General features: G+C 42.1%; 9 protein-coding genes, 6 pseudogenes and 2 other annotated features. All 15 genes and pseudogenes read right to left on the bottom strand.

Annotated elements, in window-relative coordinates:
- Positions 1-14: 14 nt before the first annotated feature.
- Positions 15-241, bottom strand: a binding site (T-box leader).
- A 42-nt stretch (positions 242-283) separates the two neighbouring features.
- The 15 genes and pseudogenes from hemL to icd all read right to left on the bottom strand — a co-directional run bounded on the left by hemL (position 284) and on the right by icd (position 16966).
- A pseudogene (hemL, locus tag MFLO_RS03470) lies at positions 284-1572 on the bottom strand (glutamate-1-semialdehyde 2,1-aminomutase).
- A gap of 17 nt (positions 1573-1589) precedes the next feature.
- Positions 1590-2565, bottom strand: a pseudogene (hemB, locus tag MFLO_RS03475) (porphobilinogen synthase).
- Positions 2565-2987: a uroporphyrinogen-III synthase gene (locus tag MFLO_RS03480; RefSeq protein WP_162148132.1), complete on the bottom strand. Its 423-nt coding sequence runs from the start codon at positions 2985-2987 to the stop codon at positions 2565-2567. Before MFLO_RS03480 ends, hemB begins: the two are co-directional and overlap by 1 nt.
- Before the next feature lie 107 nt (positions 2988-3094).
- Positions 3095-3292 (bottom strand): uroporphyrinogen-III synthase, encoded by a 198-nt coding sequence (locus MFLO_RS03485; protein WP_036096416.1) that lies wholly within the window; start codon positions 3290-3292, stop codon positions 3095-3097.
- Positions 3285-4214, bottom strand: coding sequence for a hydroxymethylbilane synthase (gene hemC / locus MFLO_RS03490; RefSeq protein WP_036096418.1), 930 nt, complete (start codon positions 4212-4214; stop codon positions 3285-3287). Before hemC ends, MFLO_RS03485 begins: the two co-directional genes overlap by 8 nt.
- Complete coding sequence (gene hemA, locus MFLO_RS03495; RefSeq protein ID WP_036096419.1) at positions 4211-5527, bottom strand: glutamyl-tRNA reductase; 1317 nt, start codon at positions 5525-5527, stop codon at positions 4211-4213. The genes hemC and hemA overlap by 4 nt, the downstream gene beginning before the upstream one ends.
- Before the next feature lie 124 nt (positions 5528-5651).
- On the bottom strand, positions 5652-6239 hold the full coding sequence (gene yihA, locus MFLO_RS03500; protein WP_036096421.1) for a ribosome biogenesis GTP-binding protein YihA/YsxC: 588 nt from the start codon (positions 6237-6239) through the stop codon (positions 5652-5654).
- A gap of 92 nt (positions 6240-6331) precedes the next feature.
- Positions 6332-8254 (bottom strand): threonine--tRNA ligase, encoded by a 1923-nt coding sequence (thrS, locus tag MFLO_RS03505; protein ID WP_036096422.1) that lies wholly within the window; start codon positions 8252-8254, stop codon positions 6332-6334.
- A 77-nt stretch (positions 8255-8331) separates the two neighbouring features.
- Positions 8332-8566: a binding site (T-box leader), on the bottom strand.
- A gap of 57 nt (positions 8567-8623) precedes the next feature.
- A pseudogene (dnaI, locus tag MFLO_RS03510) lies at positions 8624-9548 on the bottom strand (primosomal protein DnaI).
- 10 nt (positions 9549-9558) lie between these two features.
- Positions 9559-10935: pseudogene (locus MFLO_RS03515) on the bottom strand (replication initiation and membrane attachment family protein).
- A 7-nt stretch (positions 10936-10942) separates the two neighbouring features.
- Positions 10943-11407: a transcriptional regulator NrdR gene (nrdR, locus tag MFLO_RS03520; RefSeq protein ID WP_036096423.1), complete on the bottom strand. Its 465-nt coding sequence runs from the start codon at positions 11405-11407 to the stop codon at positions 10943-10945.
- Between the two features lie 2 nt (positions 11408-11409).
- Positions 11410-12039 (bottom strand): dephospho-CoA kinase, encoded by a 630-nt coding sequence (coaE, locus tag MFLO_RS03525; RefSeq protein WP_036096424.1) that lies wholly within the window; start codon positions 12037-12039, stop codon positions 11410-11412.
- Between the two features lie 11 nt (positions 12040-12050).
- On the bottom strand, positions 12051-12872 hold the full coding sequence (gene mutM, locus MFLO_RS03530) for a DNA-formamidopyrimidine glycosylase (RefSeq protein WP_036096425.1): 822 nt from the start codon (positions 12870-12872) through the stop codon (positions 12051-12053).
- A 14-nt stretch (positions 12873-12886) separates the two neighbouring features.
- Positions 12887-15522: pseudogene (gene polA, locus MFLO_RS03535) on the bottom strand (DNA polymerase I).
- Between the two features lie 180 nt (positions 15523-15702).
- A pseudogene (icd, locus tag MFLO_RS03540) lies at positions 15703-16966 on the bottom strand (NADP-dependent isocitrate dehydrogenase).
- Positions 16967-16975 lie beyond the last annotated feature (9 nt).

The following is a 16975-nucleotide window of genomic DNA, read 5'->3' on the forward strand; positions in this document are numbered from 1 at the left end:
AACTCTCTTCATCCGAAAAGGACGAAAAGAGTTTAGATTCGCGGTACCACCTTTTTACCAAAGCAAAAAGACTTTGGCACTTCATTCCATTAACGATGCGAATTGCACCGGTTTTTCCTACTATAAGTTCAGAAAAACTGCTCCGAGGCTACCTTCTGTGAATCTTCTTTGAAAGTTTGCAGCAACCACTTTCTCTCTAAGAAAGACGAATTCACATACTCTTCCCCATCTTTGCATTTGACTAGTATAAAATCAGTTTATCAAAATTCAAGCAGTCCGTCAATCAACTTCTAATCCGCTTAAAGCTTGTTTCAATTGCTTCGAGTGTCCGGTCGATTTCAGCTGTCGTATGCATAGTGGAAATAAAGATGCCTTCAAATTGAGACGGCGGTAAGAAAATACCTTGATCAAGCATTTCTTTATAGTAACGTCCAAAAAAGTCCAAATCACTGCTTTTCGCCGTTTCAAAATTAGTTACTTTTTGGTTTGTAAAGAAAAAGCCGAACATTGAGCCAGCCTGGTTAACCGAAACAGGAACTTCATAACGTGCAGCAATCTCAAGCAAGCCGGTTTCCATTCGTTTGATCAGTGAATGAAACTCATCATAATGGTGCAACTGTAACTGCTTGAGCGTTTCATATCCAGCTGTCATAGCAAGCGGATTACCGGAAAGTGTACCTGCTTGATAAACGGTTCCAGCAGGAGCAATCTGTTCCATGATTTCTTTTTTACCGCCGTAAGCACCAACTGGAAGTCCACCACCAATTACTTTTCCAAGACAGGTCAAGTCTGGCTTAACAGCATAATAGCCTTGTGCAGAATAGTAATCTACTCGGAATCCAGTCATCACTTCATCAAAGATTAATAGGCTGCCATAATCTTCCGTAAGTTTGCGGAGCCCTTCCAAAAAGCCTTCAATTGGTGGAACGACACCCATATTGCCTGCTACTGGTTCTACAATCACACAAGCAATATCTTCGCCGTAATGTTCAAACGCAAGTGTAGCACTTTCAAGGTCATTGTAAGGAACTGTAATCGTATCTTTAGCTAGTCCTTCAGTAACTCCAGGAGAATCAGGAAGTCCAAGTGTTGCAACGCCTGATCCCGCTTTGATCAAAAGTGAATCACCATGGCATGATAGCTTCCTTCAAATTTCAAAATTTTATTGCGTTTTGTATAGCCACGCGCGAGTCGAATAGCACTCATCGTCGCTTCTGTCCCCGATGAAACCATCCGTACGATTTCGATCGAAGGAACACGCTCAATCACAAGTTTTGCCAGCTCATTTTCCATTTCAGTTGGGGTTCCAAAACTAGTCCCTTTTTGAAGTGCTGCCGTAATTTTCTCAACAACTGTCGGATTAGCATGTCCTAAAATCAGCGGTCCCCACGAGAGCACATAATCTATGTATGTATTGCCGTCAATATCAGTCAGATAAGCTCCTTTTCCATGATCCATAAAAACCGGGTCTGCTTCAACCGATTTAAAAGCGCGGACAGGACTATTTACTCCGCCCGGCATTAATTTAACTGCTTCAGCGAATGCTTTTTTAGATGCTGAATGATTCATAATATGACCTCCTCGGTTTTTTAGTCAGCTAAGTAGCCAGCAGCATCTTTAGCGAAATAAGTGATAATAAGTGAAGCGCCAGCACGTTTCATACTTGTCAGCATTTCAAGAACAATCTTCTGTTCGTCAATCCAACCATTTTGTGCAGCCGCTTTAACCATAGCATATTCACCGCTCACATTATAGGCGACAACAGGAAGATGTGTTGCACCTCGAATATCGCGTACAATATCAAGATAGGAGAGCGCCGGTTTCACGATTAGAAAATCCGCTCCTTCTACTTCATCGCTTGCTGCTTCGCGAAAGGCTTCTTCCCGATTTGCTGGGTCCATTTGATAGGTTTTGCGATCGCCGAATTGTGGCGCCCCATCTGCTGCGTCACGGAACGGACCATAAAATGAAGATGCGTATTTGACTGCGTAAGACATAATCGGAATGTTGGTAAATCCTGCTTCATCTAGTCCTTCGCGGATAACCGTTACAAAGCCATCCATCATGTTGCTTGGCGCAATAATATCCCCCCCCTGCTTTTGCTTGACTGACAGCCGTATTCTTCAAGATTTCAAGCGATTCATCATTCAAAATTTCTTCGCCATTAACAACACCGCAATGCCCGTGGCTCGTAAATTCGCACAAGCAAGTATCGGCGACAACAAGGATATCTTTGAATTTTTCTTTGATTAAACGAGTCGCTTCTTGGACGATACCGTGATCGTGAAAAGCTCCCGTCCCGATTTCATCTTTTTCTTTTGGAAGTCCGAAAAGAATAACGGCTTTGATGCCGGCCGCACGAATTTCTTCCATTTCTTGCTCAAGCATATGCAGCGGAAACTGGAAAACACCTGGCATTGATGAGACCTCCGTTTTTTCTGTTCCGCTTTCTTTTACGAAAATTGGATAAATAAAGTCGTTCATCGTAAGTTCAGTTTCACGTACTAAATCTCGCATTGCTTGTGATGAACGTAAACGACGATGCCGATCAAATGGTTTTGTCATTATTTACTTCTCTCCTCTATGATTAAATCAATTAAATGATTCATCGTATAAAGTTTTGGTTCTAACTGTACGTTGTATCCGTCCTGCTTAATCGCTGCTGTTGTCACTTCGCCAATCGAGGCGATACGAAATGGCCGATTGAAGCTAGTCTGGCGTAAAACGTGTAGAAAGTTTCGCCAAGCCGATGGACTCGCAAAAACAGCAAGAAAATTAGGATGCAATTGAAGCGCGGTTTCAAGTTTCGTCAAAGCATCACTTGGCAAGATGGTATCGTAAAGCGGGATTCGGTTGCAAGCAATCCCCTTTCCTTCTAAAAAAACAGGAATTGTCGATTTCCCAATCGCGCTCTGCGGTAAAAGTACTGTGTTCGCTGTCTTTCCATAGTGCGCAAACCACTCTCTCAAAAAAAAGGGTTGTTTCATATTGACTTGGTTCAAAATTAACTGAAATTCCTTTGTCATACAGCATATCGGATGTTTTTGCTCCAATAGATGCCACTTTAAGTGTGGCTGGAAGTGATTTGACACCGTCAAAAAAAATAACGAACGGCATTTTGGCTTGTGAAGAAAACCCAATCAGCTTGCAACATTTCAGAGGTAAACGTAAAGGCGAGCGGCTGTATTTGAATCATCGGAACAGACACAGCATCAATTCCAGCCGCTTTTAATACTTTTTGGCTGGCTTCATTTTTATCCGCTTCACGGGTTAAAAAAATAGTTTCAGCCATTTCGAAGCTCCGCGATCAGTTTGGCAGCTCCAGCTTCAAGCAATGTTTCAGCCGCCTTCACACCAACATCTTTCGGATTGGTTCCCTGTTTTTCAACCGTCAAGCGCTGTTTGCCGTCTACGCTTGAAACTAGTCCGCGAAAATACAGCTCATCCCCTTGCTTCTCTGCAAAACCAGCAATCGGGATTTCACAACCGCCGGCAAGTGTTTCAAGAAAGCTGCGTTCCGCTTGTACTGGGAAAGCTGTATCTGGATCGTGAATTCGTGCAAGCATATTCGTTAGTTCGTTGTCGTCAGCTCGACACTCCACTGCGAGCGCGCCTTGCCCAACTGCTGGCAGACACACTTCCGGCTGAAGGTGCTCAAGATGCAGCTCTCCCGTTTCGAGCCAGCCCATTCTGCTAAGACCGGCTTCAGCCAAAATAATCGCATCAAATGCTTCTTCCTTCAATTTACGGAGCCTTGTGTCGATATTTCCGCGAATCGAACGAATCTCAAAGTCCGGGCGATAACGTAGTATTTCAACCGCTCGTCGCAAACTGCTCGTTCCAATAACCGCCCCTTCTTTTAAATCAGAGAGACGCCTTGCTTGATCAAAAACAATACAGTCAAATGGAGATTCTCGCTTCGGAATTGCTCCGATTACAAGCCCTTCGTGAAGTACGCTCGGGACATCTTTCATACTATGTACAGCAAAATCGATCGTTTCATCAGCCAGCGCTTCTTCAACTTCAGAAACGAACAACCCCTTACCGCCGACTTTACTCAAAGTGACATCAAGAATCTTGTCGCCTTTTGTCACGATTTCATGAATTTTAAATTGGTACTCGGGAAAATGTTCGGAAAGGCGAGCAATGACCCAGCGAGTTTGCGTTAAAGCAAGTTTACTTCGCCTTGAACCGACAATAATTTCTCTTGTCATTTCTTCACCTCGTTCAGTTCTTTTTTATGCTCTTGTTGTTTAAGCTGATGGTTGCCGGAAAGATCAAAAATAGCTTTAAAAGTTTCGATCTGGTCATGACTATTCGGTTTTCCTGTCATTTCTTTCACTTCTAATATCGGCTGTTTTAACATTTGGTTGATAATGCTCTTCATATGCTTCCCGATCATCGTATATTCGCGTTCTGTAAGACCTGGGAGTTTATTTTCAAGACTTTGCATGGTCGTTTCTTGAATAGTTAAAGCTTGCTCGCGTAGCTCGCGAATCAGTGGTACCACGCCAAGTTGACGTTCCCATTCGAAAAAAAGATCAGCCTCTGCAGCAATTGCCCTCTTTGTTTCCTCCACAATTTGCCGACGTTCTTCCGTATTTGCAGAAATAACCCCTTCAAGATCGTCTAAATCATACAGATAGACACCTTGTAATTGATTGATTTTCGGATCAACGTTCCTCGGTAAAGCAATGTCGATAATAAGAAGAGGGGAATTGCGCTTGCTGCAAATTGGTTCGATGTCTGCTTCGCATAGTAAATAGTTTTCTGCAGATGTAGAAACGAGCACAATATCCGCATGAAGAAGTTCCATGTGCATATCTTCAAAACGACCTACCCGCGCTGTAAATTGATTAGCAAGAAGCTCTGCTTTTTCAGTCGTTCGGTTGATCAACACTAGCTCACGAACGCCGCTTCCAGCCAGATTTTGCATCGCTAGTTCACTCATTTTCCCAGCCCCGATAAGCAGTACCGTTTTGTCGTTAAGTTCTGTATAGATATTTTTTGCGATTTCAACAGCTGCGTAACTAACCGAAACAGCATTTTCATTGATTTTTGTTTGATGGTGCATATTTTTCGCGAAATGAACCGCTTCGCGAAATAGTTGGTTTAATATTGTTCCCGTTGTCCCAGCTTCCTGCGCCACAGCAAAAGCATGTTTTACCTGACCAAGGATTTGTGTCTCACCAAGGACAAGCGAATCGAGCCCGCACGCCACTTCATAAAGATGCTTTACCGCCGCCTCTTCTTCATGGAAAAATAAATACGAAGAAGCCTCCTCAAGACCGATGTTAAACCAGTCTGCAAGGAAACGTTTCAGATAATATTTCCCTGTATGAATTTGATCGACAACTGCTGTGATCTCTGTTCGATTACAAGTTGACAGAATTACGTTTTCTAGAATACTTTTCTCCTGCTGCAATGTTTGATGCGCTTTTTCCTCTTCCGTTTCAGAAAAGCTGAATTTTTCGCGAACCTCAATCGGTGCTGTTTTATGATTCAGCCCAACAGAAAGTATATACATCCGCAAGTCCCCCTAAAGTGTGTTACACCCATTTTAGCACTTCTCACTACGTTTATTCAATCACACAGTTTGTGAAATTGAAGCTTTAGGTTACAAAAAAAAGAGCTGCCAGAGACAGCCCTAATTATTCCCCTAATTTTGCTTCTAAAAAACTCCATGCTTCTTCTTTGCCCATTCCAGTTTCTGATGAAAACATTACAAAATCATCTTCTGGATCAAAATCAAGCGTTTCCTTCACAACTTTCGCATTTTTATGCCATTTGCTACGCGGGATTTTGTCCGCTTTAGTCGCCACTACAACGACGGGAATTTGATAGTATTTCAAAAACTCATACATCATCACATCATCCGCAGTCGGTTTATGACGCAAATCAATGATCTGAACTACCGCTCGCAACTGTTCACGCGACGTGATATAAGTTTCAATCATTTCGCCCCATTTTTCACGTTCTTTTTTCGATACTTTCGCAAAACCGTAACCCGGCACATCAACAAAATAAAGCATTTCTTCAATCTTATAAAAATTGAGTGTTTGTGTTTTCCCTGGCTTTTGCGAAATTCGCGCCATACTTTTGCGGCCGATCATTTTATTAATAAAAGAAGATTTCCCGACATTTGAACGTCCAGCAAGCGCAAATTCCGGCAAGTCGCCTTCCGGATACTGTTCTTGCCATACCGCACTAATGACCAGTTCAACATTGTGTACCTGCATAAATTTCAGCCCATCCTTTTCTTAATCTCGTTCTAGTATAACGGAAAAACGCTTTTCCCACAACAACGAGCAGGAAAAGCGTTTCAAAAAATCTAGTATTTATTTACTTCTTGCGATACCATTTCGATAAATTTCTCGATTGGCATATTTTCCGAATCTTGCGAGCCGTAACGTCGCACATTCACTTCGCCACTTTCCGCTTCTTGATCTCCTAACACAAGAGCATAAGGGATTTTTTGCGTTTGCGCTTCGCGAATCTTATAGCCGAGCTTTTCATTGCGATCATCGACTTCAACACGGAATTTAGCACGTTGTAACTTAGCTTGCACTTCCTTTGCATACTCGAGATGAGCGTCAGCATTAACCGGAATAATTTCCATCTGAACAGGAGCAAGCCAAGTAGGGAAAGCACCTTTATACTCTTCAATCAAATAAGCTACAAAACGTTCCATAGTCGAAACAACCCCGCGGTGAATAACGACCGGACGATGTTTTTCCCCATCTTCGCCGATATATGTTAAGTCAAAACGTTCAGGTAGCAAGAAGTCAAGTTGAACTGTTGAAAGCGTTTCTTCTTTGCCAATGGCAGTTTTCACTTGCACATCAAGCTTAGGACCATAGAATGCTGCTTCGCCTTCCGCTTCGAAGTAATCCATACCCATTTCATCCATAGCTTCTTTCAGCATTGTTTGAGCTTTTTCCCACATAGCATCATCATCAAAATACTTTTCAGTGTTTTCAGGATCGCGGTAGCTAAGACGGAAATTATAATCCGTGATATTGAAATCTTTATATACCTCAAGCACAAGTTCAAGCACACGTTTGAATTCATCTTTAATTTGATCTGGACGAACAAATACATGCGCATCATTAAGTGTCATTCCACGAACCCGTTGAAGACCAGAAAGTGCTCCACTCATTTCATAACGGTGCATAAGACCAAGCTCTGCAATCCGAATCGGAAGTTCGCGGTAACTGTGAATGTCGTTCTTATAAATCATCATGTGATGCGGGCAGTTCATTGGACGAAGAACTAATTCTTCATTATCCATCTTCATCGTCGGGAACATATCGTCTTGATAGTGATCCCAGTGACCGCTTGTTTTATAAAGCTCAACATTGGCCATTACCGGCGTATAAACATGGTTATATCCTAAACTTTCTTCCTTATCCACAATGTAGCGTTCAATTACGCGACGAATCGTAGCACCTTTTGGTAGCCAAAGCGGTAAACCTTGCCCAACCTCAGCTGAGTTTGCAAACAAATCAAGTTCCTTACCAAGTTTGCGGTGATCACGCTCGCGAGCTTCCTCTTGCATCTTGAGAAATTCTTCCAAATCTTCTTTCGAGAAGAACGCAGTACCATAAATCCGCTGTAGCATCTTGTTGTTGCTATCGCCGCGCCAGTAAGCGCCTGCCACACTTAGGAGCTTGAACACTTGAATTTTCCCTGTCGAAGGAACATGAATCCCACGACAAAGATCGAAAAATTCACCTTGCGTATAGATCGTTACGTCTTCATCTGCTGGAATCGCTTCGATCAGCTCCAATTTATACGGATCGCCAATCTCTTTAAACCGCTTAATGGCTTCCTCGCGCGAAACAACTTCACGTGAAATCGGCAAGTTTTCCTTCACAATTTTATTCATTTCTTTTTCAATTTCTGGGAAAGACTCTTCACTGATCACGCTATCCGAATCAATGTCATAGTAGAAACCTGTATCAATGGCAGGACCAACCCCGAATTTCGCATCCGGATATAAGCGTTTTACCGCTTGAGCAAGCAAATGTGCTGAACTATGGCGTAAAATCCCAAGCGCATCCGGATGATCAGGTGTTACGATTTCAATTGCTCCATCTTCTTCAATTGGTGTAACAAGGTCAATCAGCTCCCCGTTAATTTTCCCCGCCAGTGCTTTTTTCTTCAAACTAGGGCTGATTGATTCTGCGATATCCGCTGTTGATACGCCGTTTTCAAATTCTTTTACGGCTCCATCTGGAAATGAAATTTTCATGTTATTCTCTCCTTTGAAATTTTTAGTTGCTGGTAAAAACAAATTCCTTTGAACAAATAAAAAACTCGTCCCTAAAAACAAGGGACGAGTTATACTCGTGGTTCCACCCAAGATTTGAAACAAACGAAAAACGTTCATTTCCTCTTGCCGCTGATAACGAGAGCGACTCGTCTACCATTACTCACGCAAGTAGCGCTTTCCAAATAGAAGTTCAAAGGGGGTCCGTTCTTCAATTCCTGTTTGGAGGTTCTCAGCTTCCCCTCCTTCTCTGAAACAGTCCATCAAGACGGTTGTCCTTATCAGTACTTTTGAGCTATTAATTTAAGTATACGCACAAAAAAAACATTTTGGCAAGCCCTTTCATGTTTTTTATTTACGTCTATTTTTCCCTTCAAGCGGCACTTCTTTTGATAAAAAGCGAATCCGTTCCATAATTCGGCGTGCTTTAAGTTGCTCTTCCATCCCATTTTGCGTAAACGTAAGGTGAGCTTCCAGTTGTTTCATGTTGTAATTAGAAGAAAAGAATGTCGGCAGTTCTTCTTGCATCCGGAATTGTAAAATCGCACCGAGTACTTCATCACGCGTCCAAGCCGTCATCGCTTCTGCACCAATATCATCGAGCATTAAAATTTCCGTTTCCTTAGCAAACTCAATTTTTTTCACTTACCGTATTATCAGAAATCGATTGTTTAATCTCTCGCATAAATTCCGGCAAATAAACAAGCGTCGATGAAACACCGCGAAGAGCGAGTTCTCTAGCAAGCGCGCCAAGCAAATAGGATTTTCCCGTACCAAAACTGCCGTGAATAAAAAGTCCTTTCACTGGTTCACCCGCTTGATTTGGATAATGCTCAAGGAAATTAAATGCTTCAACGAGCGCTCGTTGCCGGTCTTCCTCATCCGTATAAAAATGATCAAGTGATGCTTCGAGAATTTGTTTCGGCATATAAAGCGAGCGAATTCGCCGCTCCACATTCCGTCTTTTATCTGCCTCGATTTTTTCTGGAGTCGGATAATACGTTACTGTAATAAACTCGCCATCAAGCACCAATTTCGGAGCATAGCCCGGCATGAGTGTTTCTTCTTTCGCTTGAAATTTCTCATCTTGAGTCATGAATTCATATAAATTTGAAATATTTTGGTTGATCAGTTGATCCGTCACATCTGCTCTGTGTTCCGCCAAAAACTTCCGAATCGGTTCATAATTCAGCACTTTTTCTTTCAACTCACCATATTCCTTCTCAAAATCACGGCCGCTGAACAGCTGACCAAGCGTTCGTTCGATTTTATCCATCCCGTTTCACCTACCTCTTCAATTGTCGTTTAATGCGCTCCACTTGCTCCTCGAGCGTTTCCTTTTCACGTTCGGAAAGCTCGCTTTCCGCAGGCTCCGTCTCCTCTTTATCAAACCAATCAGGCAAAACCTCCGTACGTTGTTTTCTCGAAAACGGGGCTTTGTTCGACCTTTTAAGCTCCGGTTCCTCTTGCAATCTTTTGTACTTTTCATGTTCCGCAAGTGCAAGTTCCATAGCTTCCTTAGCTGTTTTTACCCGCTTTCGCTTCCAGTGAGCAGCAATCGTCATCATATAATTTCTTGAAATTTTACCATCTAGCCGAAGTAAGACATATTCGATCAAAACATTCATCACTGGTTGTGGCAAGTTCTGCTTTGTCATTACATCTTCAATCACCTTAAGATCCGTTTCCGCCGGTTCTGCCCCGTCTGCAATGTCAACAAGCAGTTGAAACGGTGTTACACTTTCAAGATACAATTGAAGAGCATCCTCATCATTCAGCTGCACTTGCTCTTCCTGATTGACGAGTGCTTGCTCCGGTTTACGCATAACAAGCTTTGGTAAATCTTGATGTTCAATCTGATAACTTTCCCGAATAATTTTCCGCAACTGCTCAGGTACAATATTTCCTTTCGCATCAAGAGCACGGTACAAAAAAAGAAGGCATCTCAGCTTCATCAATTTGATAAATCGCATGCATCTTCAAAATTGTATCTGCAACTTCCTCTGTAATTTGATTTCTGCTTAACATGTTTGGTGAAAGCAGATTATAAAAATAAGTCCAATCAAAATCAATCGCATCGAGCTTAATTGGCGCTTGGGGTTTCGGCTCAACATATTCGGACTGCTCCTCTATACGAGGCGTTTCCATACCTCCACGAAAAGGCGCAAAAACATCCTGAAATGAGCGTGTAAGCTCACTATACCCGGTACTGTCAAACGAATTATCTGAAAACATCTGCTGTAGCAACTGGTATCTGCGGTTTCCTACCTGACTAAACAAATAAATGTTCAGTAGCCCGTCTTGAAAAAACTGTTTTGGATTAAGCGGGGCAAGCAATTGATAAACAAAATACTGCGCATCACTTCCGCTTTTTTGGAACGTTCGCAAAAGCCACCAACCCTTCAAGTTTCAAACGAGCTTCAAAAAAAAGCTTTCAGAGACAACCCAAGCGCACTTAAAAGCTGCGAATGCGGTTTTTCCTTGCTCCAAAGCCGTGTTTCTTCAATTTCTTCAAGCAAAGACAAATAAAGAGAAAGAGATGCTGCGCCCATAAGCGGTTGGTACAGCTTTGTGATCACCTTGCGGTCAAATTCAGTTATCACGCCGTCTGCCTTCACAAGATAGCCGTCAACCGGTCTTAATTCCATCCAAAATTCTGTCAAGCCAATCTCATCCTTTATTATTTTTCTCCATCAATTCTTTTAATTCATTTACAAACACATTAATATCTTTAAACTGACGATAAACCGAAGCAAAGCGGACATAAGCCACTTCATCAATCTTCGCAAGCTTATCCATTACTTTTTCGCCAATTAAATCAGAAGGGATTTCACTTTCGCCAAGACCTCTTAATTCATGCTCCACTTCTGAGACAACTTCCTCTAGCTTTTCCACACTGACAGGGCGTTTTTCGCAAGCCCGAATCAAACCACGACGTACTTTATCACGCGCAAACTCCTCACGTGCACCGTCTTTTTTCACAACAATCAACGGACTTTCTTCAATCTTTTCAAACGTCGTAAACCTAAATCCGCAATTCTCACATTCACGCCGCCTTCTGATCGAATTTCCATCATCTGCGGGGCGAGAATCAACAACACGAGTACCATTATACTTACAAGATGGACATTTCAAGTTCATTCACCCCCATTATTTCGCTTCATTATACCACGACGGCTAAGTTCCTGTAAAAGCTGATCAACTTGCCGTTTCGTTTCTTCTTTTGTCCCGTTGTTATCAATCAAAAAATCCGCCCAAGCTTTCTTTTTTGAAATCCCAATTTGCGATTGGATACGCGCCAGAGCTTCAGCTTTCGTTAAGTTGTTTCGTGCCATAAGCCTTTCAAGCTCAACCTCTTCAGTCGTCCAAACCACAAGCACCTCATCAACCATATTTGCAAGTTCACTTTCAAAAAGCAGTGGAATATCAAACACAACCATCATTTCCCCTGCCTCGAAACATTTTTTGCGTTCGTTTAACATATCTTGCTGTACAAATGGGTGGACTATTCGATTCAATTGTTCCCGTTTATCTTCATTCATAAAAACAATCGAGCCAAGCTTTGCTCGGTCAAGTTGACCATCTGGAAGCAAAATATCGCTCCCAAAAAAATCTACAATGGACGCGAGTCCGTCCGTGCCCTTTTCAACTGCTCTTCGGGCTGACACATCCGCATCAATAATTGGAATCCCAGCATCACTAAGCATTTTACTGACCGTTGATTTTCCCGTCGCAATACTTCCTGTAAGCCCAAGTGTAAATCCCATTATTTCAGCTCCTATTTCTGGCAATGCGGACAAAAATGTGTGCCCCGCCCGTTTAATTTGATTTTCTCTATGACAGTTCCGCAAATTGGACAAGCGTCCCCGTCATGACCGTAGACCACTAATTTTTCTTGAAACTGCCCAAGCTTTCCTTGCGAATTGACATACGTTCGAATCGTTGAGCCGCCAAGCGCAACCGCTTCTTCCATAATCGTCATCGTTTCCTCATAAATGCGGCTGACTTCAATTTCTGAAAGCGAATCCGCGGGTCGCATTGGTAAGACCTTAGCGCGGTAACAAATTTCATCCGCATAAATATTTCCGATTCCAGCCACGTACTTTTGATCAAGCAAAAGTGTTTTAATTGCACGAGATGATTTCATGATTTTCGACCGAAATGGTTCAAGTTCAAAACTTCCGGGAAATGGTTCCGGACCCAATTTTGCGATTGATTTAGTTTTCACTTCGCCGTATTTTTCAATCCATTCCATTGTTCCGAACTTGCGAACGTCCAAAAAGCGCAACTCTGTATGATCCGTAAAATGAAAGATGACATGCGTATGCTTTGTCACTTCATCCGTTTCATCATTCAATCGAAATTTACCTTCCATCCTCAAATGAGCCAAGATCGAACAATCAGTCAAGTCAAAAATCAAGAATTTGCCGCGGCGCCTAACCGCTTCGAATGTTTGACCGACAAGCGCGAGCCGAAATTCATCCGGATCGGTGTGAACCATCATTTTCGGGACACCAATCGTCACGTGATCAATCTTTTTCCCAATAATTAGTTCGTTCAAAGTTTTACGTACATTTTCCACTTCTGGTAATTCCGGCATGTTTTAAAACCCCTTTATTTGGCATCATACCAAGTGTCACCGTAAGCAGCGTCCGCTTTAAGCGGTACATCCAGCTGCACAGCATTTTCCATCACATCCGGTACAATCTTTTCTAATTTTGCAATCTCATCACTAGGTGCTTCGAAAATAAGTTCATCATGCACTTGAAGCAGTAAGCGCGCTTCTAGTTTCTCTTGTTTTAGCCGATCGCTCATCAAAATCATTGCTTTTTTAATAATATCAGCCGCACTACCTTGGATCGGCGTGTTCATAGCTGTCCGCTCTGCAAAACTTCGCACATTAAAGTTGCGGCTTGTAATTTCCGGAATATAACGTCTCCGGTGTAGAATCGTTTCTACATAACCAGTTTCCTTCGCTTTTCTGACAATATCGTGCATATATTCTTGAACCGCAGGATAACTTTCAAAGTAACGATCAATAAAGTCCTTTGCCGCTTTTCTAGTAATTCCGAGATTTTGTGACAAGCCATAATCGCTAATACCGTAAACAATCCCAAAGTTGACTGCTTTCGCTTGACGTCGCATCAATGAATCCACTTGATCTTCCTCGACGTGAAACACATCCATCGCCGTTTTCGTATGAATGTCATAATCGTGCTTAAACGCATAGATCAAGTTTTCATCTTGCGAAATATGTGCCAAGACACGCAGTTCAACTTGCGAATAATCGGCTGAAAACATTTTCCAGCCCGGCTCACTTGGGACAAAGGCCTGCCTAATTTTGCGGCCCTCTTCGAGGCGGATCGGAATGTTTTGCAAATTTGGATCCACAGAACTTAGCCGCCCCGTTTGCGCAAGCGTCTGATTAAAGCGCGTGTGAACCTTGTGCGTATCCTTATCCGTCACCTTAAGCAAGCCTTCGATATACGTTGACTGCAATTTCCCAAGCTGTCGATACGTCAAAATTTCTTCAATAATTGGATGCGAACCGGATAATGCCTCAAGCACATCCGCCGCAGTAGAATATCCAGTTTTTGTTTTCTTGATCACAGGAAGCCCTAACTTCTCAAAAAGCACAACCCCGAGCTGCTTTGGCGAATTAATATTAAATTCATAGCCAGCAAGCCCATGAATGGATTTCTCAAGCGTATCAATTCGCTCTGCCAGCTCTGATTTCATTTCAAGAAGCCGATCCGTATCCACACGAACCCCGAGAATTTCCATCTTCGCAAGTACAAACGAAAGTGGCAATTCAAGTTCCGTCATTAGCTCCATCTGTTCATTATCTTCGAGATCCCGTGCTAATGGTTTAACAAGCTCATCCGTTGCAACAACTTTATGAACCAAATGATTCGCAACAACATCTTCATCTGGGACAGCATATTTCGCTCCTTTACCGTAAATCGCTTCATCTGTTTCCACATTCTCATAATCATGCAAACTCGCTACACTTGCAAAATCATCAATCGTCTCCGAAGGATTAAGCAAATAAGAAGCGAGCATAATGTCAAACGAAATACCACTGATTTCGATCTCCATCCGGTGAAGTGCTACAGTCACTTTTTTCGCATCATAAACAAACTTCTCATTTTTATCCGTTTCCGCCCATTTTTTAAACGCAGCACTGTTTTCAGCAGTTTTCTTTGAAAAGTAAAAAGTGCCGGCATCTGAATGAAGAGCAAAGCCGATAAACGGCGCCGTATGATAATTATCGTTTTCAAGTTCAACATATAATGCCGTTTTCGATCCGAAGTGCTTTTCCGTTAACTCCGTTACGATTTCATAATCGATTTCGACAACTTGCTTTTCGGTCATTTCATCCGATTCGCTACTGATATTTTTCAAAATCGATTTGAAATCCATTTCCTTCAAAAACGGAACTACTTTTTCTGGGTTATAGCCCGTATAAGCCGTATCTTTAAGACTCACTTCAATTGGCGAATCTGTGTTAATTGTAGCCAGTTCCTTGCTTAGAAGAGCCAAATCTTTATTTTCCATCACTTTTTCCTGCAGCTTCTTACCTGAAATTTCATCCGCGTGCTCAAGCACACTTTCAACCGTTCCTCCGTATTGATGCAGTAATTTAAGCGCTGTTTTCTCACCCACACCCGGAATACCAGGAATATTATCCGAAGAATCTCCCATTAATCCCTTCATATCTATAATTTGCTCAGGAGAAAGATCAAATTTTTCACGTAAAGTTTCAGGCGTGTTTTTCTCCATATCTGTGATGCCTTTTTTCGTAATGTAAACCGTCACATCATCACTTGCAAGTTGAGTCAAATCGCGGTCTCCTGTGATAATCACCGTTTTGAGTTTTTTCTTTTTTCTGCTTGCTTCGCAAGCGTTCCGATTATATCATCCGCCTCATAATCTTTAAGTTCATAACGCGGAATGTCATAAGCATCAAGCAGTTCGCGAATGAACGGAAATTGTTCGCTAAGTTCACTTGGCGTCTTCTGCCTTCCGCCTTTATAGGCTTTAAAAGTTTGATGGCGAAAAGTTGTTTTTCCTGCATCAAAAGCAACAAGCACATGATCTGGCTTTTCATTTTCGAGCACATTGCTGAGCATCATTGCAAATCCATATACCGCATTCGTGTATACCCCTTTATCATTTGTCAAAAGCGGGAGCGCATAAAAAGCGCGGTTCGCAATACTGTTTCCATCGATCAAAATTAATTTACTCACAGGAAAAATCCTCCTCATTCTCAATATTACACTTGTTTACATTTTACCATAATCCGCATGTACATTGACAGTTTCAGCTATAAGCAACAAAAAAAAGAGCACAGCGAAAAAACTGCGCTCTTACAAATACGAACATTAAATAAATAAAAACAAATTACAACCCAGAAAAGCTTTACTTTATCATAGATTTTCAATTAATTGATCCGCAAATTCCGAACATTTAAGTTCAGTTGCACCATCCATTAGTCGTGCAAAATCATACGTAACGGTCTTAGCTTGGATTGTTTTTTCCATTGAAGCTGTAATAAGTTCAGCTGCTTCAGTCCATCCCAGATGTTCGAGCATCAGCGTGCCTGAAAGAATAACGGATGACGGATTTACTTTATCAAGCCCTGCATATTTTGGAGCTGTGCCGTGAGTTGCTTCAAAAATTGCATGACCCGTTTGATAATTAATGTTCGCACCTGGAGCAATTCCGATACCACCCACTTGGGCAGCAAGTGCATCCGAAATATAATCACCATTTAAGTTCATCGTTGCAACTACATCAAATTCAGCTGGACGCGTTAAAATCTGCTGCAAGAATATATCCGCAATCGAATCTTTGATCAGAATTTTGCCAGAACGAAGGGCTTCATTTTGCTTTTGATCTGCCGCTTCTGCACCTTCTGCTTCTTTGATGCGGTCGTATTCATTCCAAGTGAAAACTTGATCGCCGTACTCTCGTTCAGCAAGCTCATAGCCCCATTTTTTAAAAGCACCTTCAGTGAACTTCATAATGTTTCCTTTATGAACAAGCGTTACAGATTGACGTTTTTCCTTCAACGCAAGCTCAATCGCTGCACGAACAAGCCGCTCCGTGCCTTCCTTTGATATTGGTTTAATGCCGATGCCAGAAGTTTCTGGGAAACGAATTTTGTTTACGCCAAACTCATCTGCAAGAAACTTAATCAATTTGTTAGCCTCAGCACTTCCCTCAGCAAACTCAATCCCTGCATAAATGTCTTCCGTGTTTTCTCGAAAAATCACCATATCCGTATCTTCAGGACGTTTCACCGGCGAAGGAACACCATTAAAATAACGCACTGGACGCAGACAAACATAAAGATCTAATTCTTGACGAAGCGCCACATTAAGCGATCGAATTCCGCCGCCAATTGGCGTGGTAAGTGGGCCTTTTATTGCAATTAAATATTCTGAAATCGAATCAAGCGTTTCTTTTGGAAGCCATTCACCCGTTTGATTAAATGCTTTTTCGCCTGCTAAAACTTCTTTCCAAGCAATTTTTTTTAGTTCCAGCATAGGCTTTTTCAACTGCAGCATCCAACACGCGTTTTGCTGCGCGCCATATATCTGGACCAGTTCCATCACCTTCAATAAAAGGAATAATTGGTTCGTTTGGTGTATTAAGCACACCATTCTTTACTTGAATTTTTTCTGCCATTTATTTTAT

It is taken from the genome of Listeria floridensis FSL S10-1187 (assembly GCF_000525875.1).
GTDB classification, from domain to species: domain Bacteria; phylum Bacillota; class Bacilli; order Lactobacillales; family Listeriaceae; genus Listeria; species Listeria floridensis.